This window comes from Prosthecobacter sp. (assembly GCF_044222565.1).
GTDB lineage: Bacteria > Verrucomicrobiota > Verrucomicrobiia > Verrucomicrobiales > Verrucomicrobiaceae > Prosthecobacter.
Genome location: NZ_JBGANA010000001.1, coordinates 314,601 through 331,897 on the forward strand (window position 1 = coordinate 314,601; position 17,297 = coordinate 331,897).

At 59.3% G+C, this 17,297-nt stretch carries 11 protein-coding genes; 7 read left to right on the plus strand and 4 right to left on the minus strand.

Annotated elements, in window-relative coordinates; all coding sequences use genetic code 11:
• Positions 1-195 precede the first annotated feature (195 nt).
• On the minus strand, positions 196-921 hold the full coding sequence (locus ACILSR_RS01240) for a hypothetical protein (protein ID WP_395747898.1): 726 nt from the start codon (positions 919-921) through the stop codon (positions 196-198).
• A 379-nt stretch (positions 922-1,300) separates the two neighbouring features.
• Between ACILSR_RS01240 and ACILSR_RS01245 the strand changes: the two genes are divergently transcribed.
• On the plus strand, positions 1,301-1,630 hold the full coding sequence (locus ACILSR_RS01245) for a transposase (protein ID WP_395747899.1): 330 nt from the start codon (positions 1,301-1,303) through the stop codon (positions 1,628-1,630).
• A 327-nt stretch (positions 1,631-1,957) separates the two neighbouring features.
• Here the strand turns inward: ACILSR_RS01245 and ACILSR_RS01250 are convergent, their stop codons facing one another.
• Together ACILSR_RS01250 and ACILSR_RS01255 are read right to left on the minus strand one after the other, a co-directional pair.
• Entirely contained in the window at positions 1,958-2,425 is a 468-nt protein-coding gene (locus ACILSR_RS01250) for a hypothetical protein (RefSeq protein ID WP_395747900.1), read from the minus strand.
• Between the two features lie 71 nt (positions 2,426-2,496).
• On the minus strand, positions 2,497-3,021 hold the full coding sequence (locus ACILSR_RS01255) for a cytochrome C (RefSeq protein WP_395747901.1): 525 nt from the start codon (positions 3,019-3,021) through the stop codon (positions 2,497-2,499).
• A gap of 223 nt (positions 3,022-3,244) precedes the next feature.
• On the opposite strand from ACILSR_RS01255, the gene trmB reads away from it, so the two are divergent.
• The 6 genes from trmB (at position 3,245) to ACILSR_RS01285 (ending at position 15,448) form a co-directional block, all read left to right on the plus strand.
• The gene (trmB, locus tag ACILSR_RS01260; RefSeq protein WP_395747902.1) at positions 3,245-3,880 is read left to right on the plus strand and encodes a tRNA (guanosine(46)-N7)-methyltransferase TrmB; all 636 of its coding nucleotides are present in this window, start codon (positions 3,245-3,247) and stop codon (positions 3,878-3,880) included.
• 8 nt (positions 3,881-3,888) lie between these two features.
• Positions 3,889-4,581, plus strand: a complete 693-nt coding sequence (locus ACILSR_RS01265) for a rhamnogalacturonan acetylesterase (RefSeq protein WP_395747903.1) — start codon at positions 3,889-3,891, stop codon at positions 4,579-4,581.
• Positions 4,582-4,634: 53 nt separating this feature from the next.
• Complete coding sequence (locus ACILSR_RS01270; protein ID WP_395747904.1) at positions 4,635-10,808, plus strand: hypothetical protein; 6,174 nt, start codon at positions 4,635-4,637, stop codon at positions 10,806-10,808.
• Positions 10,805-11,395, plus strand: coding sequence for a hypothetical protein (locus ACILSR_RS01275; RefSeq protein ID WP_395747905.1), 591 nt, complete (start codon positions 10,805-10,807; stop codon positions 11,393-11,395). Before ACILSR_RS01270 ends, ACILSR_RS01275 begins: the two co-directional genes overlap by 4 nt.
• A gap of 77 nt (positions 11,396-11,472) precedes the next feature.
• Entirely contained in the window at positions 11,473-12,621 is a 1,149-nt protein-coding gene (locus ACILSR_RS01280) for an exonuclease SbcCD subunit D C-terminal domain-containing protein (protein WP_395747906.1), read from the plus strand.
• A 4-nt stretch (positions 12,622-12,625) separates the two neighbouring features.
• Complete coding sequence (locus ACILSR_RS01285) at positions 12,626-15,448, plus strand: AAA family ATPase (protein WP_395747907.1); 2,823 nt, start codon at positions 12,626-12,628, stop codon at positions 15,446-15,448.
• Between the two features lie 107 nt (positions 15,449-15,555).
• On the opposite strand, the gene ACILSR_RS01290 is transcribed toward ACILSR_RS01285, so the two are convergent.
• Entirely contained in the window at positions 15,556-17,268 is a 1,713-nt protein-coding gene (locus ACILSR_RS01290) for an amidohydrolase (protein WP_395747908.1), read from the minus strand.
• Positions 17,269-17,297 lie beyond the last annotated feature (29 nt).

A 17,297-nucleotide genomic window follows, 5' to 3' on the forward strand; every position in this document is an offset into this window, starting at 1 on the left:
TGTCAATTATTTGCACCCTGACCCGCTTTTCCCCGACAAACACCGAAGGATTCAGGTGTTTGAAACAGTCCGAGGAACTGCCCCGTAGAGGTGAGTCTGCGGGGAGCAGACGAATCAATAACTGGTCTGATTTCAATTTTTCAAATTGGCTGACACATCCCGCACTATAAATTGGCGCGTTGGTTCATTTTTATTTCAGTGAGAATAAATCGGCACTAACCAGCCGTCGAAGCCCGCCGCCCCAACTGACACAAACTTAACTTTCTGTTCTCTCAGAAATTCAACGCAACGATCTATTTCGGATTTGTCCGGATGGTCAAATGACCTTGTCATTTTGTTATCCCCCGCAGGGAAAAGAACCATGATCAATAGATCATCTAAGGGAAGCTTTTTCAAAGCAACCGCTGCACTAGGACCGTCGAAGTACTTTTTGCCATCCAACACATACGTCCCAGTATCTGTGTTCAAAGCTCCTGTCAATGCTTTATCTTTGTCCATAGGACCAAACCTAAGGCTTTGACACATCAACGTGTGGTAATTTAGCTTCTTACCTCCCTGATAAAACACAAGGCTGGCACCATCATCGATAGCGTCATGCAAAAAATATGTTCTGCGGAGAAGATTATCTTCAGGCATTTTCCCAGGAGGCAGAAGAACCTTCACTATACTCCCGGCTTCGAACTTCATTCTGTCAAGAAAGTATGAAGTTCGCAAGGTGGTTTCTTGTATAACCTTGCCGTCATATTCTGCCAGAAATGGCGGGTCCCCTTCCTTTGGCTCGTCAAAAGTCCACCGGTTAAGCGCAATGGTGTGTTGACGCTGAATAATCAGGTTCGTAAGCGCTTGAGAGAAGAGTAATGACGGAATCCATTGCAGCAATAGAGATATAACGAGCGATCGGTGAAAAAATTGGGACTTCATAATTAATGGTGACTTAATTTTTAAGGCTGTTTGAAATACTTTCTAAACGTTAAAACTTTCACATCTAATGTTGCTATAGCTTCAGCAGGTCTCCCTTCCTTGATCATCAAATCATTATAGAGATTTCCATATTTTCGGACAGCGTCGAGCCAGTTAGCTTTTGTCTGGATGTGCAGATTAGGGGCGTTTGTGTGAACATAAAAATACCCTTGTTAGTCCATCTGGCTGTCATCAAAAGAACCACCAAGATAAATAACATCTTGACCTATTATTTCAACAATTTCCTCGTCGAGTTTCGTGTAAGCCTTATCACGACGGGAGAACGGGGTCAGGGTGCAAATAATTGACAGAATTCCCCACATGGACACATTTGTCAATCATGCCCCGCAGTATACGCATCCAGTCCGCCGGCGCTTACTATCACGTCATGGCCCGTGGCAACCGACGGGAATCCATCTTCCATGACGACGATGACCGCCGCTTCTTCCTCCACACACTCGCCCAGGCTTGCGAGATGACCGGCTGGCATGTCCATGCCTGGGTGCTCATGGGCAACCACTATCATCTCTTCATCCACACCCCCGAGCCCAACCTCGTCCCAGGCATGGCCTGGCTCCAAAACACCCTCACCCGCCGCTACAACGTCCGCCATCGCAAGTGGGGCCGCCTCTTTGGCGACCGCAACCAAATGCCTGGCATCTTTTTTTGACTGTGAAATTGGCTTTTCCTGCCTTGATACAGCCGGTATATCATCGCAAGTACAGTTCCCGGGTTTGAGCTCTTTTGTGCAGCGCTTGGTTTAATTGAGATATCCGGTAAGCTCATCAGGGATGCCCCTTACAATCGAAAAGCTATTTTAATGAGAAAGGCACCCAACGACGAATTCCATACGAGGAGCATTGCTCCAATCTTTGCTCTAGCGGTAGTGAGCAAAGAACACGCAAAAGGCATTTATGAGATGAAGCCACACTTGGCATGAATGGCATCTTTTTTAGAATAGGCTGACACATCCCGCTTTACTGGTTGTCGTGAGGCTTCATTTCTGCCAACTCTGCCAGATCTTAAAAAGCTGTTCGGCGGTATAACGATTTGTGCTTGCATCAACCAGTTGATCCAAAGCACTGATAATCGGGTGAGCACATTTCTCGCAGACCATTTCTTCACCCCAGTATGCTAGTGTCAGTTCGTTTCCGCAGGTAAGACAATGTATTGGATCTGAAGTCGAACTTCGCCTTTCAAACGTAGCCATTCGTCTTTGAAGAAGATCCTTGAATGTAGCCAAAACTTTTTCTTTTTCCATTTCCAAATTTTTTGATTCACCCAGCATTTTCATCTCGTCGTCAGCCCAACGGTCCAGCAAGGCCGCTAAAAGTTCCAAAATGCTCTTGCATTTATCTTCGGCAGAGCTTGTCATCCGGTAGGCATCGCGGCGCAGTATCTCGTACATGCGTATGAGTTGATATCTGAATTGAAATTCAGGAGCATTGTTTTTATAAACAGACATGATATACTAATACTCAGGGGAAAACGGGGTCAGGGTGCAAATAATTGACAGAATATCACCGATCTGGTACCTCACTCCCTCACAAAGTCCCGCATCTCATACAGCTTCGGGTCCCGCACCGGGCTTTTGCGTCCGGCCTTGGCGCGCTTGAGCATCTGTGAAAACAGCGCATCACCCGCCTCTCCTTCATCCATTCCCCCAAACTGCTCCTCCAACTTCTCTGGATCCTCGCCCGATTCCAGACGCCGCACCATCTCCCGCAGTTCGGGGGGCGTTTTGTCGCCCATCATGTCGGTCATCTTGCGCATGAAATGGCCGAGCTGCCGCGGGTCCGGGTTCTCCTCGTCCATGCCGCCCATGTCGCGTTCCATGTCTTCCATGAAGCTTTCCATCTTCGCCTCATCCACCCCCGCAAACGGATCATCCGCCGCTTCCTCCTTCGCCTGCCCGATCACCGCAAAGGCCGACACCCGCTTTTCCATCTTCAGCCCCTCCCCATCCGGGCACACCGGCACCTTGTCCCGCAGCGCCAGCGAGCGCGCAAAGAAGGAATACAGCTTGTTGTTGTCCGGACAATAGAACTCGTAGATCGGCATGGCACCCATTATAAACAGCCAGCCCTGCGTCTCAAGAAAAGCCAGTCGCTTTCACCCCTCAGTAAAGCTTTAAGCTTCAGCTCCCCTTTCCGTCCATTCCTCCCCCATTCATTCGCTGCGTCACTGGCTCGCTTGGAAACAATGGCAAGCCACAGCAAACAACCGCCAGCCATCGCAAACTCTCCTCCCCCCAAAGTTTGCTTCACCCACCGTAAATCTTTACTTGGCAGAGCCCCCATTCATCGGCACTCCATGCCCGGTGCCAGCCCTCTTCACGCCCCCAGACCATTTCCGCGAACTCACCCACGCTGAAATCTTCCCCGACACCACCCGCCCCCTCGAAGTCGATCTCGGCTGTGGCGACGGCACCTTCCTCACCGGCATGGCCGCCCACCACCCGGAGCGCGACTTCCTCGGCGTCGAGCGCATGCTCGGCCGCGTCATCAAAACCGGGCGCAAGATCGAGCGCCAGCACCTTCCCAACGCCCGCATCATGCGCCTGGAAAGCGCCTACACCGTCGGCTGGCTCCTCCCCACCGCCAGCGTCTCCCGCCTCCACCTCCTCTGCCCTGACCCATGGCCCAAGAAAGGCCACGTCACCCGCCGCCTCGTCAACCAGGACGAATTCCTCGACGGCCTCCACCGCATCCTCACCACCGGCGGCGAATTCCTCCTCAAGACCGACGACCAGCCCTACTTCGAAGACGCCCTCGCCAGCTTCGCCACCCGCGCCCACCAGTTTACCCGCCTCGACTGGCCCGCTGACGTCTTCTTCTACCCCACCACCGACTTCGAGCACGACTGGCTCAACATGGGCCGCACCATTCATCGTGCGAGATGGCAGAAAAAGGAGCGTTAAGCTCCCCCATGCTCCGCCATTCCTTCCTTTTCCTGCTCCTCTCCCTCAGCGTCAGCATCATCCCCGCCGAGGAAAGCCGCACCAAAGTCGCCCTCGCCGGAGACTCCACCGTCACCGACACCGCCGGCTGGGGCGCCGCCTTCGCCAAACTGCTCGGCCCCAAGGCCGAATGCCTCAACTTCGCCCGCGGCGGCCAGAGCACCAAAAGCTTCCGCGACAGCAAGAACTGGCAGAAGGTCCTCGACTCCAAGCCCGCCTACATCCTCATCCAGTTCGGCCACAACGACATGCCCGGAAAAGGCCCCGCCCGCGAAACCGACCCCGAAACCACCTACCGCGAAAACCTCATCCGCTTCATCGATGAAGCCCGCGCCATTGGCGCCACCCCCATCATCGTCACCTCCCTGACCCGCCGCATCTTCGATAAAGATAATATTCGCGGTGAGCTTAAGCCCTATGCCGACGCTGCAACTAAGGTAGCCACCGAAAAACAGGCCCCCTTGGTCGATCTTTTCACCCGCAGCGTCGAACTCCACAACAAGCTCGGCATTGCCGAATCCGACACATATAATCCCCCCGGGAAAGACGCCAAAACCACCGACCGCACCCACCTCAACGCCCACGGCGCCGAGGTGATTGCAGGCATCATCGCCGAAGAACTCCGCAAAACCGCCCCGGATCTGGCCAAGCTTTTGAAGTAGGCGCTCGCTTCAAAGACGTATATGATGCGAACGTGAAGTTTGCACGCCATCCATTGAGACTCAGGCACCTCGCAGGGGTGCTGGCTCTGGCATTGGCCGCGCCAGTCCACGCCCAGACCCCAGACAAACCCTGGGCCGAGCGCGAGACCAAGCTGGCGAATGAATATCTCTCCCTCCTGGTTCAGCAGCCGGAATACGGTCGTGTCCTGGATCTCCTGTGGGCCCTTTACGAGAAGCACGACGCCACCAAGCTCCTCGTCGACAATGTCTCCCAGCAGGCGCAAAAATCCAAGTTCGCCTCTGTCAAGATTGTGGAGGCGCATCTGATTCGGCGCAGCGGAAACTTAAAGCTGGCGGCGCAACTGTATGATGAGCTGCTTAAAGCCGATGACAAAAATCTGATCCTGCTGAGGTCACGTGCAGAAGTAGCGCGGGAACTGTCTGATCCCACCACAGCTTTCACACTGATCAAGAAAGCCGCCCAGCTCGTACCGGCCGGTGATCCGCAAGGCCCACCGATGTGGATCGAACTCGGAGGCATGGCCATGGCAGGCGGAAAGAATGCCGAAGCGGCGGATGCGTACGAACATGCGGCATCGCTGAAACCGCAGGACATCGACCTGGCGCGCCAGGTGGCTCAGCTCCTTTTGCAGGCGGGCTTCCCCGAACGCGCGGCGAACTTCTTTTCCCGTCTGGCGGATCAAAAAGATCCGCAGCGCAAACTGGATGCGCTGTATGATCTGGCACGCATTTACGAACACGCCGACCAGTTTGCCAAGGCGGACAAGGCGCTGCTGGACGGCCTGGCTCTGCTGCATTTTCGCGACGGGCGTTACCTCGACTTTTTCCGCCGTCGCGTGCGGCTGCACGAGCGCTTTGGTACGCTGGAGGATCTGCACAAGACACTGGTGGACGCAGCCCGGGGCACACCGCCCTCGGAGCAGGCGCTGCTGAATGCCGTACGCTTCTTTGAGCTGACCGTGGAGCCGGATGAGCAGCTGCACTGGCTGCGTGCGCTGGTGCAGGCGGTCCCGCAAGTGGAGGATTACCGCTGGGAACTGGTGCGTACGCTGCTCAATCACGAAGGGGCCGATGAAGCGGCGAAGCTGCTCGATGAACGGCTCAAAAATGACGGCAGCGATCTTCCGGCCATCGTGCTGCTGCGCTGCGAGGCAGATCTCCGCAGCGGAGATGCCACCAGCGCGGCACAGCGCCTGCTGAAGCTTCTCGAGGTGCAAAATTCAACAGATGTGGAAAAGCAGACGCTGGTCTTTGCGCAGGCGCGGGCGCTCGATGCCGTGATTGAAAAAATCCTCCGGGCACGCGTGGAGCGCGATCCCCAAAAGGCGGAAGCAGTGTTTGATCTGGCGGCGTTTTTTCGGGCGCGACGCGATGTGGTGGCAGAGGACAAGCTCCTGAGAAAATTTGCCGACGGCGCGACAACACAGGAAGAACGTCAGAAACGGCTCAGCGATGCCTCCAGCTTTTTAGCAGCGAGCAGCAACCTCGACAGCGCGATCATTCTGTCACGCGAAGCTGTGACCAAGCCGGGCGCGGGCCGTGATGCGTGGCTGCATCTGGCGGAGCTCCTGGCAGAGCAGGGAGAAAATGATGAGGCGACGGAATGGATTGAAAAAGCCTGGCATGCGAGCACCACCGACGATGAACGGGTGGACGCGGATGAACGCATGCTCTCCATACTTTTGGGAGACACCAAGACGCCGATCAAACCTGCGACGAACGGCGAATTCAAGCTGCCAGATGCATTCACCGGCACCAGCTTTGCCAGTGATGAAACCGAAACCACCAAGCGTGAAAAGCTGCCGGAGCGGGTGATGGAGTTTGCCCAAAAAGCCATCGCCACCGCCAAGAACGCGGATCCCAAAGCCAGTGAAGCGCAGGCCGTCAGGTTCAGAGGCTGCTGGTGGGCGGCCCGCACTCACCAGTTTGAGGATGCATACCAGCTCTTGAATGATCTGGAGTTTGATCCGGTCACGCACAAGAAAGTTCCCGTGTCCCTGGTGGTGGAGCAGCTGAAACTGGACCTGGCGCAGGAAGATGAAAACTTTGTGCTGATGCAGCGGCAGCTGCAACGGCTGTCCGAACTGGATGCTGCAGGCCGCATTCGCTACACCCTGCGGCTGGCTGAACTGCTGATGGAGTCAGAACGGCGTGCTGACTCCGAGACAAGCAGCCCTGGATGGAAGAGCAACTCGCCGCTTTCACCGCCCGGCATGGCTGCGGCGAAGCTGCTCGAGCGCGTTTATCGCGAGTTTCCAGATTCGGGCCAGCTGCTTTCGGCGCTGTCGCAGATCTATTTCCTGCAGCGCCGTGCCGATGATGCGCTTGCGCTTTGGAAGCAGGCGGTGAAGCGGATTGAAGGACCGGCGGCGATTCCGCTGCTCGAGAATTATGCGGACATTCTGCTGCGGCAGCACCGGATCACCGATCATGTGGAAGTGCAGGCGCAGATTCTGGAACGGGAAACTGATGTGAAACGCAGACGCGAAGTGCTGCGCCGCTGCATCGACCGCCTGACGTTTTCAGACGCCAGCGGAGGTGAACTGGCGCCGAGCGTGGCGCGCGACCGCCTGAAGATGCTGGAACGTGCGCTGCTGGAGCGCGTGCAGCGGCACCCGTTTGACGGCTTCTACCATGAGGCGCTGGCGCAGGTGTATGAGCGCGGGGGAGATCATGTGAAGGCGTTTGCGAGCATGAAGCAGGCGTACTACACGGCGCCTGACACGCCCTTCTCCCTGGACCAGCTGCGCGATGCAGCGCTGAAAGTGGCGGATCTGAAATCGGCCATCTATTTCCAGAAGCAGATCGCGGCGGCGGCTCCGCCGAAAGAGATTGCCGCTGAATCGCGGCGTCTGGTGGAACTGCTGGAGCAGACGTTTCAAATTTCCGAGGCAGACCGTGTACGGCGGCGGCTGGAGAGCCGCTTTGCTCAGGATGCGGCGGCGCTGGAAGAGCTGGCGAAGTATTATCAAAGCTCGGGACAGGATGAGGCGGAGCGGCGTGTCTATGAACAGATGACCCAGGTGCGCTCATGGGATGGCCGCGCGCGGCTGCGCCTGGCGCTGAAGTGCCTGAGATTCGCGGATGAAGCGGAGGCGGAGAAGCAGCTGCAGGCAGTGCTGAACACCCCGGTCAAGACTCACAACTATGCTCTTACCGGCGTACGAGCGCCCCTGCCGCTGACAGACACGCGGCGCGCGGGCGGAGGCGTGACCACCGGGGATCTCGTCGCACTGCTGGATTTTGCACCGGGGCTGGAACGCAAGGAGATGGACACTCTGCGGGCATTCCTTGGACAGCCGCGGGCTGAATTTGCCGAACTGCCGGAGGATGCCGCCCTGGTCCGTCTACGAGCAATCGAGGAGATGGCCAAGCTGCGCCATGCCCAAGGTGGCGCGGCACTGGACCAGTGGATCAAGCAATGGAGCACTGACGCAAATGCGAACAACGTGGAGACGCTCTGGGCCTTTTATTATGCCGGCGCCTGCGAGGAGTTCAGTGCGGTGCTGCCCAAGGTGCTGACAGACATGAGCCAGATGGAGGCCCAGTTTGCCATGCTGTGGCTGACCATTCACATCGGAGGAATGGACGCAGCGGTGAGCTGGGCGGGAGAAAAAGGCTGGTCCTCAGACGTCATGCGCGCACGCGCCAGCCTGCTGCAGGCCTGTGTTTCAATGCTGGTGGACGTGAGCAGCTTCCGGTTTCTCCCGGGCAATCTCGCGCATCTGGGCACCTCACGGGTGCTGCGCAATTCCGCCATCATGGAGCTGACCAGCAAACTGCGGGACAAACAGCGCTATGACGAGGCGCTGGCGCTCGGCGCCAGTCTGCCGGTCAATTCTCCCGAGATGGAGGTGGATTACTCGCTGTTCCTGGCACGCATCGCCGAAAGCGCGGAGCGCTGGGATCTGGCGCGGCAGTATCTTGATGTGGCGGCACGGGGCCCGGTGGTGGCGGAGAACTACCGCAGCAGCTATGATCCTTTTCTGCTGAGCGTGACCTTGCAGAGCCGGATGACGAGTTCGGAGCAGAGGCGCGAGGATGGTCTGCGGGATGCCTGGCGAAGACTGCAGCGCACGAAGCCCTCCGCGATGACTTCGATCCGCAAAGCAACGATCGCAGGGCTTGCGGGAGCGGAACAAAAAGGCGCGGAGACGCTGGGAGGATTTTTGTCCGGCCCTTTCCTTGCGCAGCGTGACATGGCGGACAGCAAAGGAAGCCTGCTGCCGCAGGGCTCGTCCCGGTATGAAGAGCCGCCGCACCTGCGCAGCCTGTGGGAGGAGACACGGGAGATTGAGGCGCTGATGGTTCAGCAGGGACTCGGAAAGGTGGTAAATGGCGCCAACACGACTCTTTCTCAGAAATACGGCGCCACCATGCTGGGGCCGCGTTCCGACTCGGAGTTTGGTGAATGGCGCATCAATGACCTGCTGGGAAAACTGCGTGCCTTGGATTATCCAACCCGGCGCCGTATGATCCGCGAACATCTGGCAGCGGTGGATCTGCGCACCGAACACTCGGTGGACACGCTCGGAAATCTCGGAAGCCGGCTGGAGAGCGCGGGCTTTGTGCGTGAGGCCATCGACATTTACAGCATGCTGCCGGACCGTGCACCATCGAATCCTGACTATGCGCTGTGGATGCTGCGTGTGTGCGAGACATCCATGGAGATAGAGCCGGGGCTGAGCTTCGCGCTGAAGCTGCTGCAGGCTGAACCACCACTGAAGCCCCCGCAACCCGGCGATGACACGCTGCGCGAAAAGCATGCGCTCTTCCTGGCGCGCAGCTTCAATGTGGACGAGCTGCGCCGTCAGGGATTTCGTGAGCAGTTTTCACAGGTGCTGGAACGCCGCCGGCCACATGAGGTGTCCTACCTGCGCGAACTCGGCCTGCTGCAGGAACGCATGCAGAACGATCAGGCCGCGCTCTCCGCCTGGGACCGGCTGCACGCGTGCTACGTGGCCAATGATCAGGCGGGCACGGACATTGACATCGAGGCGAGCCTGCATCGTGGTCAGGTCTTGCAACGGCTGGCCCAGCCGCAGGCGGCGCTGAAAGTGCTGCGGGAGGTGCCGCTGGCTGAGCCGCTGGATCCCACCGCGCAGGAGCTGCTGAAACTGCGCTGCCAGATTTCAACCGCCATCGGCAGCTGGGACGATGTGCGTGAACTGATGACGCTGTGCGTGGAACGCAAATCGCTGCCCTGTGTGGTGGCGCTGGCGACCGGGTTGCGCACGCATAACCGCGCCGCCGAGGCGCTGAACCTGCTGACGCAGGCAGACCGCACGATCAAGGCAGATCACGAGCGCTTCACGCTGAGGCTGGAGCAGCTGAAAGTGCTGGCCGCGGAGCCTGACTGGGCACCTGAACGCGGACGTGCGCAGATAGCCGCCTTGTTCCGCACGACGACGCGAGACCGAGACACACTCAAAGACATGCATGCCTGGCTCAAAGGACTGGCGACGGGCAGGCAGGCCGCAGGGTGGGCGGCGATGCTGCGCACCGAAGCGCGGGCGGGCACTGACCGGCCGCTGGCCGCACTGGCGCTGAGCGCCTTCAGCGCCGGACTGCCGCAGGAAGCGCACGCGGACTTCATCACCGCCTGGCAGAAGGTGGAGGAGAAAGACCGCCTGTGCATCGAACTGGCCGCTGAAGAAATGCTGGAGGCCGGGCGCGCCGCGTGGGCCTGGGACGCCTGCGAAACCGTGGCAGGCATTCCGACATTCCGCGAGCAAGGACGCAAGCTTCCGCTGTCCGTACGGGTGGCTCATGCGCTGCATGACGAAGCGGCGGTGAACGAACTCTTCAGTGAAACACTCCGGCTGACCTTCCCGGGCGGCGCCCAGACCATCGAGTGGGCACGGGCGTTTGAAGACACGGGACATGCAGGGCTGGCGCAGGAGCTGCTGGACGCTGCGCTGCAGCAATTGGAAGACACCGCAGCGCTGCAGCCGGAGCTGTTTGCAGCACAGGCGCGCTTCCTTATACGACAGCAGGATTTTGAAGCGGCGGAAGCTTACCTCATGCGCATGAACTGGGCGATGCCCACGGAGTCCGCAAAACTCATCTTTGAACTCTATCAAAGCTGGGGCAAACTAGGAAGCGTCGAGCTGGAGCTGCCCAAGTTTCACCTGCCGGGTGGCGTGAAGCAGGAGATCCTGTTCCGCACCCGCCAGCCGACCGACGCAACCACATCCCAGCCATGAATTTATCCACACGGTTACTGCTCAGCCTCAGTGCAGGCCTGCTGATGTGCCAGTGCTCCAGCACGGATGGTGAGAAGAAAGAGGTGGACCGGTCCAGCATGAAACTGGAGCAGCGTGCCATGCTGAAGCCGAATGAAAATCAGCGGAGCTCATTTGAAAAGTACCTCACGGATCCCAAACTGGCCAAAGGCAGTGCGGGCATGTTCTTTCAGAAGCAGACCCACCACTCCCAGGGATTCAACGGAGCTGGCATGTACGCCGGGCAAAAGCAGTTCAAGACAAACCAGAGCCTGTTCAGCAAAAAGGCCACCGGCTTTGACATGACCTATGCGCTGGGAGACAAGCTCGCCGGAGGGACAAAAGGCAGCTTCAAGACAGATGCGTCTCAATTTGGAAGCCAGCAGGCGCGTGAAGGCAAATCCTTCTTCAGCGGTTCGGACCAGAATTTCAAAGCCGGCATGGCGCTGCCCCGCTCGAAGGCCATCGGCAGGGCGCCGAAGATCATCGAAAACTACAATGACCGGGGTGACGGGAAAAAAAGCGCCTATACCGAGGACGAGGTGCGCAAACTGCTAAACCGGAACTGAAGACGGGAGGGCAAAGGAGGTGCCGAACCTTTTGATACCGTGCTTGCATGAGCGCAGGCCCCTGCCTATGCAACGGCATGCGCATCCTCCACACTGCGGACTGGCATCTCGGCGCGCGGCTCGTCGAGCGCGAGCGTCTGCATGAGCACGCAGCGTTTTGTGACTGGCTGATCGAGACGCTTCGCACCGAGAAAATGGATGCGCTGCTGCTGAGCGGGGATGTGTTTGATGCGGCGAATCCACCTCAGGATGCAGTGAGCCTGTATTTTGATTTTTTAAAAAGACTGGCCGATCTGCGGTCTGTGAAAGCGGTGATCACCGGCGGGAACCATGACTCGGCCTCGCACCTGAACGCACCGCGGGAGCTGCTGAGGCGCTTTGAAGTGCATGTGTTTGGCCATGGCGGTGAGAACGTGGTGGATCTGGGAGGAGCGGTGGTGGCGGCAGTGCCGTTTCTACGCGAGCGTGATTTGCGTCATGCGGCACCAGGCGAGGCGATGACCGATGTGCAGGCGCAGGTGCGTGCCGCGATCCGCGGACACTACGCGGCGCAGCTTCAAGCGTGCCGTGCTACTGCGGGAAAACGTCCGGTGATTGCGATGGGACACCTGACGGTGCTGGGGGCCACGACGTCTGACAGCGAGCGAGACATCCATATCGGCAATCTGGGGGCGGTGGGTGCGGATGTGTTTGCGGGGTTTGATTACACCGCACTGGGACATCTGCACCGGCCGCAGAAGGTGGCTGGAATGGAGACGGTGAGATACAGCGGATCTCCGGTGGCGCTGAGTTTTTCTGAAGCGGGAGACATGAAGTCGGTGGTGATGATCGATACAGAGGGAGGAGTGAAAATCGAAATGCTGGCAGTGCCGGTGAAGCGAGCGCTCACTCGTGTGAATGTGAACCGGGCGACGCTGGCGGCCGATCTAGGAAATGTGTTGGCGGATAGCTGGGCGGAAGTGACTGTCAAACTGGAGGCGCCGGAGTCGGATTTGGACCGACAGGTGCGCGAGGCCGCGGGCGGGCGCTTTGAGGTGCTGAAGGTGCTGGCGGCTCTGCCTGAGAGCCAAACAAGCGCGTGGCAGCACAAGGGACCAAGCCTGAACGAACTGCAGCCGCGGGAGGTGTTTGGAGAGCTTCTGAAGGAGCGGCAGATCGAGGGGGATGAGCTCAGAGGGGTGTTTGACGAACTGCTGGCGCTGCGGGAACAAAAAATCACTGCCTGACCCCATGCGCCTTCTTGCTGTCCGACTCTTAAATCTCAACTCACTCAGCGGAAAGCATGAGGTGCGGTTTGATGCGGTGCCGTTGAGTGCGGCAGGAGTGTTTCTCATTACTGGGCCGACGGGTGCGGGGAAGTCGACGCTGCTGGATGCGATGACGCTGGCGCTGTATGGGCGCGCAGCGCGCTATGGCAGTGACCGGGCGGATGAAATGATGAGCCGGCACACGGCGGACTGCCTGGCAGAAGTGGAGTTTGAAACGGGCGGGGAGAAACTGCAGGCTACATGGAGGCTGCGCCGTGCACGAGGCAAGGCGGACGGGAAGCTGCAGCCTGTGGAGCGGCGGCTGGCGAATGCCGTGACGGGCGCGATCCTGGCGGAGAAGTCGGGAGAGATGGACCGGATCATCGAAGAGAGAACGGGGCTGGATGCGCAGCGGTTCCTCCGGTCCGTGCTGCTGGCGCAGGGGCAGTTTGCGGCGTTTTTGAAGGCGAAGCCAAATGAGCGGGCTGAGTTGCTGGAGAAGATCACGGGCACGGAGATTTACAGTGATCTTTCGGTGCTGGCGTATGAGACGCACAAGGCGAAGGACGAAGCGGCGCGACTGATGAAGGAACGGCTGGGCGCGGTGGTGGTGCTGAGTGATGAGCAGCGCCGGAAGCTGGAAGGCGACCTTGCCGAGGCACGGGCGAGTGCTGCACGACTGCACGACGAGAGCCAGAATGCGACGCAGCAGCTGCATGCGCAGCGGGAGCACGCAGGCATCGCGGCTGAGATGGTGAAGCACACTGCGGCGCTTGAAGTGCTGACGAGATCGCAGGCAGAACTCAAAGCGGAGGCGGCCAAAGCGAAGGCAGCTGCTGAAGCGGCGAGGGAGCAACGGACGAAACGGGAGCCGGTGTGGGAGCAAGCAGCGGGCATGGCGGCGCGAAGCGAGCAGTTTGAAAAGCAGCTAGGCGAGAGCCGGGCGATGTATCAGACATGGGCGAAGGAGCAGAAGGAGGCCGCCGCACGAAGGGAGGCTGCCGAAATGGCTCTAAGCACACACGCGGAAGCTGCGCAGACTCTGGAAGCTTGGCTCAAACAGAACGCGGGTGACGCGGAGCTGGGCGAGACTTTGACCAAGCTGCGAGTGGCGGTGCGTGAGTGGCGTGAGATATTCGAAACACTAGCCGAAGGACGGAAACGGCATGCGGAGGCGCTGAGCCTCCAGCAGAATCTCGCCAAGGCTGAGGCGGCAGCGGTGGGCCTGGAGCAACGGATTGCCGAAGGTGCTGCCAAAGCGAAGCAGGATGGCGCGGAACTGGAGCGCCTTAAGCAAGCGTTCGAAGCGCAGAAAGAAGTGACGCGACACGCCGAGCGCGTGGCGGGTTTTGACGACCACCGCCATGACCTGAAGGCCGGTGAGGCCTGCCCGCTCTGCGGTGCGCTGGAACATCCGTTTGCCAAGGCGGGCAGCCAGTTTGAGTCGCAGCTGCAGGCGGCGCGCAAACTGCTTAACGACCTTGAGCGGCAATGCGAAAAACTGAACCGGGATCTTGCGGCGCAGGAGCGCGGGCTCGCGAAGACGGACGCGGAGGTGGTGGCGGAGCAGAATCGAATCGCGGAGATGAAGAAGCGCCTCGGAGAACTGGAGGCCCCCTCCGACGAAGCACTGAAGCGGCGGGAAGACGAGGAGCAGAAGAAGCGCGAGGTGGTGCAGAAGGCTTTTGCGGCGGTGTCCTTGCGCGGGCCAGCCACGCCTGCCGACGCGGAGCGCGAAACCGGTGTGCTGGAGCAGCGTGCGGCGACGTTTGCAAGGAAGCGTGATGAAGCGCTGCAAAAGCGCGGAGAGCGTCAGAAGATCGAAAGTGATATCCAGCTGGCGCAGCAGGAGCAGGCTGCAAAGACTCAACGGCTGGACGAACTGAAGACTGAAGGCGTGACGCTGCGCGCGAAAGCGGATGCGCTGAAGGCGCAGCTGAACGAGTTGCTGGGAGGCAAGACGCTGAGTGACGACCGCCGCCTGAATGAGGAGCATGTGACGGCAGCAGAGAAGCTGTGGCGTGAGGCGGAGGCCAAACTGAATGCGCTGCAAACACAGATGGCGGCGACGCTGGCGAAGCTGGAACAACTGGAGATCCGCAGGCAGCCTTTTGCAGAACAGAGCGTGTGCGATGCGGCGGCGCTGAGTGCCATGGAGGCGAGCGCAAAGCAGGTGAACGATGCCTTCGCGGCTAAACGCACGGAGCTTGGCTCGCTGGAGCAGCAGGTGCGCAATGATGATGAGGCGCGCAAGCGGCGTGAAGCAGGTGGGGCGGAACTGCAGGCGGCAGAGGCGGAGGCAGTGCGCTGGGGGCGGCTGAAGGAGCTGATCGGCTCGGCGGATGGCGCGAAGTTTTCAAGGTTCGCGCAGTCGCTGACGCTGCGGCAGCTCATCGGGCTGGCGAACGAACATTTGAAGGTGCTGGCGGAACGCTATCGTCTGATGGCGGCAGAAGGGGATGAACTGGACCTGCGCATTGTGGATCTGTATCAGGCGAATGTGGACCGGCCTATGGAGAGTTTGTCAGGTGGTGAAAGCTTTTTGGCGAGCCTGGCTCTGGCGCTGGGATTGAGTGAGCTGGCGAGCCGGCATCACCCGATTGATTCGCTATTTATTGATGAAGGTTTTGGGACGCTGGATACGGAGACGCTGGAGGTGGCACTGAGTGCCCTGGAGAATCTGAGGTCGCGCGGGAAGACGATTGGGCTGATCTCGCACGTGGAGCTGCTGAAGGAGCGGCTGACGACGCAGGTGCGGGTGGTGAGAGGTGCGGGCGGGACGAGCCGGATTGAGGTGGTAGAGTGAACAGCGGCGAGAAGCACGCGCTGCATTCCATGGGCTGAGACATTGTTGCGCTGATGTCTTCAAGGACGCTGCAGCGCTCCGGCGCATTGCGGGCAAGAGTGCCCACATCACTTTTTCTCGAAGACGAGCTTGCCGCCGAGCCAGGTTTTGAGGACTTGGGTTTGGACGAGGTCGTCGATGGGACAAGTGAGAGGATCGCGGTCGAGCAGGATGATGTCGGCGAGTTTGCCGGGCGCGAGGCTGCCGGTGTTTTTTTCGGCCTTGAGGAGGAAGGCGTTGTTGGAGGTGTAGAGGCGGATGGCTTCTTCTCGGGTAAGAGCGTTTTCGATGTGGACGGGCTGGTCGAGCTTGCGGGCTTTGCGTGTGATGGAGGTCCACATGCCGAGCCAGGGGTTGTAGGGATTGATGCTGCGGAAGGAGCCGATTTTCTGCATGTGGTCGCTGCCGCCGCCGACGATAACGTGTTGATCGAAGCAGGCGCGGAGGGGCTGGAAGCGCTCCATGCGCTGCTCGCCGAAGTGGCCCATGAGGGTGCGGCCATCCATGTGGAGCCAGATCGGCTGGAGATCGATACAGACGCCAAGCTTTGCGGCTTTGGCGATGGAATCGGGATGCATGAAGTTGCAATGCGTGACGCTGCTGCGTGCGGCGCGAACGCTCCCGGGGTTTTGCACATCGACGGCTTCGTAGGTGTCGATGAGGAGCTGAACGGCGGCATCGCCAACGCTATGAGCGGTGAACTGCAGGCCGGAGGCGGTGACTTTTTCAACGAGTTGCATGAGGCGCTCGGGAGTGATTTTTTGCACGCCACGGTATTGGGGATCGCTGATGCCGTAGGCTTCGCTAATGCCCCAGGGTTCTATCATGAGTGCGCTGCCGGTGAGCATGCCGCCATCGAGATAGACCTTGGTGCCGATGATCTGGAGCATCGGGTCTTCTTTGGTGAGGGGATGCTGGATGACTTCATCGATGGCTTTTTCGCAAGCAGGCCAGAGGCTCATGGTGGGGATGCCGGGCGAGGGGCGCATGCGGACGGTGAGCTCATTTTTTTCGAGCATCTTTTGGTAGAGCTCGATCTGCTTGAAGCTGGAGTCGCGGTCGGCCACGGTGGTGAGGCCGACAGAGTTGTAGTCATGGAAGAGTTCGAGGGTGCGGCGGTAGGTGTCCTCGGCGGTGGGAGATTTTGTGGAGGTGGGCGCTTTGACATTGTGACTGAGGCTGCGAAGGAGGCCGGTGGGTTCGCCCTGGGCATCGACCTCCATCACACCGGCGCTGCCTTTGGGGACTTTGTAGTCGCGGGAGTAGCCGCCGAGCTTGAGCGCGAGGCTGTTGAGCATGGAATCGGGGCCGGTGGAGAAGACGACGGGATTGGCAGGCGCGATGCGGTCCAGCTCCGGGCGGGTGGGGTAACGTTTTTCTTCGAGGCGCGTAATGAAGATCTGGCGGACGCTGATGAGTTCGCCGGGCTGGGAGGCTTTGACGCGGCCAGAGAGATAGGCGAGCACGTCGGCGATGGTTTCCATCGTGGGGATCTCGTGATCAAACTCGATCATGGCGGCGCCAGGGTGGACGTGGGAGTCCATGAGGCCGGGAAGGATGGTTTTGCCGGCGAGGTCGAGAAGCTGGGTGGACTCGTCTTTCAGAGCGAGGATTTCAGCGTTGGCTCCGACGGCGGAGATGCGGCCGTCTGCATTGATGGCGACAGCTTCCGCGATGCGAAAATCTTTGTCTGCGGTGACGACTTTGCCGTGATGGAGGATGAGAGAAGGGGCGGCGTGAAGAGCGGTAGCGAGGAGAAGGGAAAGGAGAGAGAGCTTCATTGGCAATCTAACGCTGTGAAAAGGCAGTT